Origin of the sequence: Allosphingosinicella sp. (genome assembly GCF_036387215.1) — a bacterium.
In the GTDB taxonomy this organism is placed as follows: domain Bacteria; phylum Pseudomonadota; class Alphaproteobacteria; order Sphingomonadales; family Sphingomonadaceae; genus Allosphingosinicella.
Genome location: NZ_DASVUE010000214.1, coordinates 1 through 4,245, shown reverse-complemented (window position 1 = coordinate 4,245; position 4,245 = coordinate 1). Strand labels below are relative to the sequence as shown.

At 63.7% G+C, this 4,245-nt stretch carries 4 protein-coding genes; 2 read left to right on the top strand and 2 right to left on the bottom strand.

Going from position 1 to position 4,245, the window contains the following annotated elements; all coding sequences use genetic code 11:
* Positions 1 to 31: 31 nt before the first annotated feature.
* Positions 32 to 685, bottom strand: a complete 654-nt coding sequence (locus VF662_RS08460) for a nitrile hydratase subunit alpha (RefSeq protein ID WP_464139849.1) — start codon at positions 683 to 685, stop codon at positions 32 to 34.
* On the bottom strand, positions 682 to 1,017 hold the full coding sequence (locus VF662_RS08455) for an SH3-like domain-containing protein (protein ID WP_464139847.1): 336 nt from the start codon (positions 1,015 to 1,017) through the stop codon (positions 682 to 684). Before VF662_RS08455 ends, VF662_RS08460 begins: the two co-directional genes overlap by 4 nt.
* Before the next feature lie 305 nt (positions 1,018 to 1,322).
* Here VF662_RS08455 and VF662_RS08450 point away from each other — a divergent pair, with 305 nt between their 5' ends.
* Positions 1,323 to 1,490: a hypothetical protein gene (locus VF662_RS08450; RefSeq protein WP_464139845.1), complete on the top strand. Its 168-nt coding sequence runs from the start codon at positions 1,323 to 1,325 to the stop codon at positions 1,488 to 1,490.
* A gap of 38 nt (positions 1,491 to 1,528) precedes the next feature.
* Positions 1,529 to 3,928: a membrane-bound PQQ-dependent dehydrogenase, glucose/quinate/shikimate family gene (locus VF662_RS08445; protein ID WP_464139843.1), complete on the top strand. Its 2,400-nt coding sequence runs from the start codon at positions 1,529 to 1,531 to the stop codon at positions 3,926 to 3,928.
* Positions 3,929 to 4,245: the final 317 nt, after the last annotated feature.

Sequence of the window (4,245 nt, the reverse complement as noted above, 5' to 3'; positions counted from 1 at the left end):
GGAAGCCTCGCCACCAGGGGCAAACTTATGATCATGCTCTGCTCCCCCTGCTTCGATCGAGTTCCCGCACGACACCGATCATTGCATCGCGCGTGACGAGCGCCTCGAGTTGGCCGAGATCGTAATGTTCGGTGCCGGGTGGGCGCTGTGGAAGAACCAGGAACCGAACCATCGCGGTGGAGTCGCTGACCCGGATCTCCACATCTTCGGGAATGATCGTCCCGAATTCCGCAAGCACCTTGCGCGGCTCGTACACGGCGCGGGCGCGATAGGGCTTCTGCTTGTACCAGTCTGGCGGGAGCCCCAGGACAGGCCTGGGATAGCAGGAGCATAAGGTGCAGACGAGGAGGTTGTGCACGGCCTCGGTATTCTCGAGAACGATCAAGCCCGTCTCGTCGTAAAAGCTGATGCCGAGTTCTTCGCACGCGGCTTTCCCGTCGGCGAGGAGCCGCTCCCGGTAAGCGGGATCCGTCCAAGCGCGCGCGACGACCCTCGCCCCGAGCGCCTCGTTGCGCGTGTCGAGTACTTCGATCTGTCGTCGGATCTCTGCGGGTTCGAGCAGCTTGCGTTCGAAGAGAAGCTCCTCCACCGCCGCTTCCATGATCGCGAAATAGCCGGGCATTTCATCATCCGCGGCATACGAGGCTTCATGGTGAGCGTGATCGTGGTCGTGGCCTTCGCTCATCGGGCTTCCTTCTCGAGCCAGGTTTCGAAGACCTCGATGTGAATCCCGTCCCGGGGTGAGCCGACATAGTCGCTCCAGATCTCGGTCATCGGGATCGCAAGGCGATAATAATGGCGCTTCGATCCTGCGTTGCGGCCGAAGCCTTCCTCCTCGTTGTCCATCCAAGGTGGCTCGATGATTGCCTCCACCGTGCCCCTTTTCCCGCGAAGGTAAGTGGGGACGCGGTAATGACCCACCGGTGAGCGGGTGAGGACTCGAACGGCATCCCCAGCGTGGAATGCCGGATCTTCGCCGGTGGCGAGAACGATGGCTGCGTGAACGGCTGGGCTCATTGGGGTAATCGGCCTCTTCGGTTGCCCCCTTTTTGCGCCACCGCCGAGCGCGGTCTTCCCGCTGCGCCGGGACGTTTTCCTATTCGCACCTCCTTCCCGGATTCGGCCGCTTCATCGGAGATCTGAGAAGTTTCGCCGGCGGCACTTGCGGAGCCGAGGGTACGCACGCGGGCCGGGCAGAGGCTCTCTATAATGATGAAAGAGGATGAGGACCGTTCCAAAGCGCAGTTCATCGTGCGGAGGCGGAATAGAGCGGCGGCATGATTCAATAGGAGAGGCAGTATTCGCCCCTGCCGGAGGTTCTCATGCTTCAGCCGCTCCTCGCTTCGCCGCCACTTCCGAACACCGCCAACGGGCTTGAAATGCCTGCCGCCATTCCCGGTCCTGCACCGATCCAGCGTTCCAAGGACCAGGTGGCGAACCGCCCGATCCTCCGCCTGAGGTGCCCCGATACGGCGCAACGGGGAACCTGATGCGGTCCCGGCATACGCACGCGCAGAATCCTGGACGCTTGGTCAGAGCTCTGTCTCTTGCCGTCGGCCTGATCGGACTGGGATCGCTGATCCCCGGCATCTATCTCATCGCACTTGGCGGAAGCCCGTATTACGCCGTCGCCGGGGCAGGATTGGTGGTTGTCGCCTGGCTTCTATACCGAGGGCTAGCCACCGCCCTCTACGTCTATTCAGCGGTGCTCCTCGGCACTCTGATTTGGGCCGTTGCCGAGATCGGCCTCGACTGGTGGCAATTGGCGCCGCGAGGCGACATCCTTTTCATCCTTGGGCTCGTCCTGCTCCTCCCACGCGTCCGGAAGCGGCTGCACCGGGAAGGGGATGAGCTTCCGCCATCGCTGCGCCGTGGCCCCGGGCTGCTGCTTTCCATTTCACTTGCCGCTTCCACGGTCGTGGCGCTTTCGGCGATGCTGTCCGACGAGCATGATCTCGAGGGTTCGCTGCCCGCGCGAGGCAGCCAGTCAGCTGCCTCAATGGAGGGACTGCCGGACGATGACTGGTGGACCTACGGCCGAACCTGGCGCGGCAATAACTGGTCGCCCCTCAGGCAGATCACTCCCGCCAACGCGCATCGGCTCGAGCCAGCGTGGAGGATGCAAACCGGGGATCGCAAACGGCCCGGCGACCCTGTGGAGACGACCTACGAGACGCAGCCGATCAAGGTCGGCAACACCCTTTATCTGTGCACGCCTCATAACCAGGTGCTCGCCCTTGACCCCGAAACGGGCGCGGTGCGGTGGCGCTTCGATCCGAAGATCGTGGTCCCCGCTGACATTCAGCACCTTACCTGCCGCGGCGTTTCCTACCACGACGCCAGCTGGCCAGGGGCTCCGCGCGCGCCCGACGGAGAATGCCCTCAGCGCCTCATCCTGACCACGAACGATGCCCGCATGTTCGCGATCGACGCGGCGTCGGGAAGGCCATGCCGAGGCTTCGGCAGTGGCGGTCAGGTCAGCCTCTGGCCGGGAATGGCAGCCTACCAGCAGGGTTGGTATCAGTTCACCTCGGCACCACTCGTGACGCGCCGGCTCATCATACTCGGCGGCTCGATCTACGACGACAAATCGGTCGGGATGCCGTCCGGCGTGATCAGGGCTTTCGATGTCGTGACAGGAAAGCTCGTCTGGAATTTCGATCCGGGAAATCCGGGCTCGACGGCGCCGATCGGTCCGGATCAGCATTACTCCCGCTCCTCCCCGAACAGCTGGAGCACTGCCGCGGCCGATGAGGCGCTCGGAATGGTGTATCTCCCGATGGGCAATGGCGCCGTCGATCAATGGGGCGGCACGCGCCCACCCAATACGGAGCGCTATACCTCCGCGATACTCGCCCTCGACCTTGCCACAGGGCGCGAGCGCTGGGTGTACCAGACCGTGCACCACGATCTCTGGGACATGGACGTTCCGTCGCAGCCCTCGCTGCTCGATATCGACATTCCGGGACGAGGGCGCGTTCCTGCACTCGTGCAGACGACGAAGACGGGGAACCTTTTCGTTCTGGACCGGCGGACCGGCAAACCCATCCATGCCGCACCCGAAAGGCGAGTCCCGGGCGGCCCCGCGCCCGGCGACCGTCTCTCCCCGACCCAGCCATTTTCAACGGCGACCTTCATGCCGCAGCGCCCACTCGAGGAACGGGACATGTGGGGGGCTACGATGCTGGACCAGCTTGCCTGCCGAATCGCCTTCCGGAAGCTCCGTTACGAGGGGCCGTTCACGCCCCCTTCGATGCAGGGCTCGCTTGTGTATCCAGGCAATTTCGGAGTTTTTGACTGGGGTGGGATCGCGATCGATCCTGTCCGGCAGGTTGCGTTCGCAAATCCCGACTACGTGGCGTTCACAAGCCGGCTCATTCCCCGGATCCAGCCCAACGATCATCTTGGCCAGTTGGGCGCAGTCGGAGGTTCCGATCGCGGCGGCTCAAGGGTCCGCGGCTACAATCCGAATGCGGGCGCCCCTTTTGCGGTCGCGCTCAACCCATTCCTGTCGAGCTTGGGCCTGCCGTGCCAGGCGCCGCCATGGGGATATGTCGCGGGGATGGATCTGGTGACCGGGCGCACCGTCTGGAAGCATCGGAATGGGACCGTGCGGGACGAGGCCCCACTGCCGCTGCCGATCAAGATGGGCGTTCCGTCGCTCGGAGGTCCGTTGGCGACCTCAGGCGGAGTGGCGTTCCTGACGTCTTCCTTGGATTATTACATCCGCGCTTATGACGTGACGACGGGGCGGGTGCTCTGGCGCGCCCGCCTGCCGGCGGGAGCCCAAGCCACGCCTATGACCTACCGGTCGGCGAGGACCGGGCGCCAATATGTGGTCGCAGTCGCCGGCGGTCACGGATCTGCCGGGACGAAGATGGGGGACTCCATAATAGCCTACGCCCTGCCCGTGGGCTTTGAACGGTGATCGGCACCTATGCTGCCCAGAGCGGAATAGGCCGCCGAACTCTATTACCGGTTCAGCCCCGTGAAGTGGCTGACGGTCAGTCCCAACCTGCAGCTCGTACATAGGCCGAGCGGCTGCAGCCAAGCGTTGGTCGTCTGATTATCCGTCCCTAAAGGCGACGTATTTGGATCCTGTTGGTCTTTGCAGCCACGTGCGGCGGCGGCGGCGACAACGCTGAACCGGGGCGGAAAGACGGCCTCGCAGTTTGTTGCCGCACAACCAACGGCATCCTTCGATAACGAATGGGGTCAGTCGATGATCGATGGCGCGCTTTTCAC